This is a genomic window from Pseudomonas syringae (assembly GCF_002157375.1).
Lineage (GTDB): Bacteria > Pseudomonadota > Gammaproteobacteria > Pseudomonadales > Pseudomonadaceae > Aquipseudomonas > Aquipseudomonas syringae_T.
Window position 1 is genome coordinate 1 of record NZ_MTSA01000046.1, and the last position, 2,385, is coordinate 2,385.

Genomic DNA, 2,385 nt, shown 5'->3' on the forward strand with positions numbered 1-2,385 from the left:
TAACGACGATCAGGTCAAGATCCGTGGTTTCCGCATCGAACTGGGTGAAATCGAGGCAAAACTGGCTCGTCACGCTGACGTGAAAGAAGCCGTGGTCATGGCCCGTGAAGACGTGCCGGGCGACAAGCGTCTGGTCGCGTACTTCACTTCCATAAACGCACAGCCTGACATTGAATCGCTGCGCACCCACCTGCAAAGCCAGTTGCCGGATTACATGATCCCGGCAGCTTACGTGCATCTGGACAAACTGCCGCTGACCCCGAACGGCAAGCTGGACCGCAAAGCGCTGCCAGCGCCGGACCTGCAAGCCTTGATCAGCCGTGGCTATGAAGCGCCGCAGGGCGAAGTCGAAGTGGCGCTGGCGCAGATCTGGCAGGACGTGCTGCAAGTGGAGCGTGTCGGTCGCCACGATCACTTCTTCGAACTGGGCGGTCACTCGCTGCTGGCGGTGAAGCTGATCGAGCGCATGCGCCGCAAAGGCCTGGCCGCTGACGTGCGTGTTCTGTTTGGTCAGCCCACGGTGGCAGCGCTGGCGGCCGCCGTGGGTAACAACCTTGAAGTGGTCGTGCCAGGCAATCTGATCGAGCCAGGCTGCACGCACCTCACCCCTGAACTGCTGCCTCTGGTCAGCCTTGATCAGCCAGCGCTGGACCGCATCGTGGCCAGCGTACCGGGCGGTTCCGCCAACATTCAGGACATTTACCCGCTGGCGCCGTTGCAGGAAGGCATTCTTTATCACCATATTGCTGCTGACCGGGGCGATTCCTACGTTCTGCAGGCGACCTTCACGGTCAAGGATAAGGCGCGGGTACGGTCGTTCGCCACTGCGCTGCAACACGTCATCGACCGCCACGACATCCTGCGCACTGCCGTCGTCTGGCAGGGCCTGGAAAGTCCCGTGCAAGTGGTCTGGCGCCAGGCACAACTGGTCGTGGACACCCTCGATCTGGACGCCCGACACGGCGAGGTCGTCAGTCAGCTCAAGGAGCGCTTCGCCACCGAACATTACCGGCTCGACCTCGGCCAGGCGCCCATGATGCGCCTCGCCTGCGCAGAAGACCCGGCCAACGGGCGCTGGATCATGCTGCTCATGTTCCATCACATGGCGCTGGATCACACGGCGCTGGAAGTGGTGCGCGAAGAGATGCAGGCCTTCATGCTGGGTCAGGGCGATTCACTGCCCGCCGCAATGCCTTATCGCAATTACGTGGCCCAGGCTCGTCTGGGTTTGAGCGAGCAGCAACACGAACAGTTTTTCCGCGCCCAACTGGGCGATATCGACGAACCGACCCTGGCGTTTCGCCGATCCACCGGGCCGATCGACAGCGGCGACATTCAGGAAGCCAGCGTTACGCTGCCTGATGACCTGAGCCAGCGCATTCGCGACCAGGCTCGTCAGTCGGGCGTCAGTGCTGCCAGCCTGTTGCACCTGGCGTGGGCCTTGGTGACCGGTGCCGCCTCTGGCCGCGATCAGGTGGTGTTCGGGACGGTGCTGATGGGCCGTATGCAGGCAGGCGACGGCTCCGACCGGGCGCTGGGGATGTTCATCAATACCTTGCCGTTGCGGGTCGACATCGATTCAGACTCGGTGCGCGCCGGCCTCAAGGCGACCCATTCACGGCTCACTGCACTGCTGGGTCACGAACACGCTTCGCTGGCCCTCGCACAGCGCTGCAGCGCGGTTGCCGCCCCTGCGCCGCTGTTCAACGCATTGTTCAACTACCGCCACAGTGCCGCAGACATGACATCCGACCAGGCTTTGTCAGCCTGGGACGGTATCGAAATTCTCAGTAACGAAGAGCGCAGCAACTACCCGCTGACCCTGTCGGTAGACGACATGGGCGTCGGGTTTGCCGTAACGGCGCTGGCGCTGAGCGATATTGGCGCGCAGCGCGTCTGCGACACCCTGGTCTGTGCGCTGAACAGCCTGGTCGAGGCACTGGAAAACCAGCCCGATACAGCGCTGAACACCCTGGCCGTGTTGCCCGCCGCTGAGCGCGAGCAACTGTTGCACGGCTTCAACGACACGGCCGCCGATTACCCGCGGGACAAATCCGTTCACGCGCTGTTTGAAGCGCAGGCCCTGGCCCGTCCTGACGCGCAGGCCGCCGTGCATGGCGCTGAGAGCCTGAGCTACCGCGAACTCAACGCCCGCGCCAACCGCTTGGCCCATTACCTGAGCGGTCTTGGTGTGCAGGCTGGCGATGCAGTCGCCATTCTGCTGCCGCGCTCGCTGGACTTGCTGGTGGCGCAACTGGCTATCAACAAGTGCGGCGCGGTCTATGTGCCGCTGGACGTCAACGCACCGCTGGAACGCCAGGCCTTTATGGTTCAGGACAGCGGCGCGCAGCAAGTCCTGACCCATCGCGACCTGACCGTGCCGAA

At 63.3% G+C, this 2,385-nt stretch carries 1 protein-coding gene; it reads left to right on the top strand.

Annotated features, from left to right (window positions below; all coding sequences use genetic code 11):
- On the top strand, positions 1-2,385 hold a 2,385-nt coding region (locus BW686_RS25915), incomplete at both ends, for a condensation domain-containing protein (RefSeq protein ID WP_143516566.1).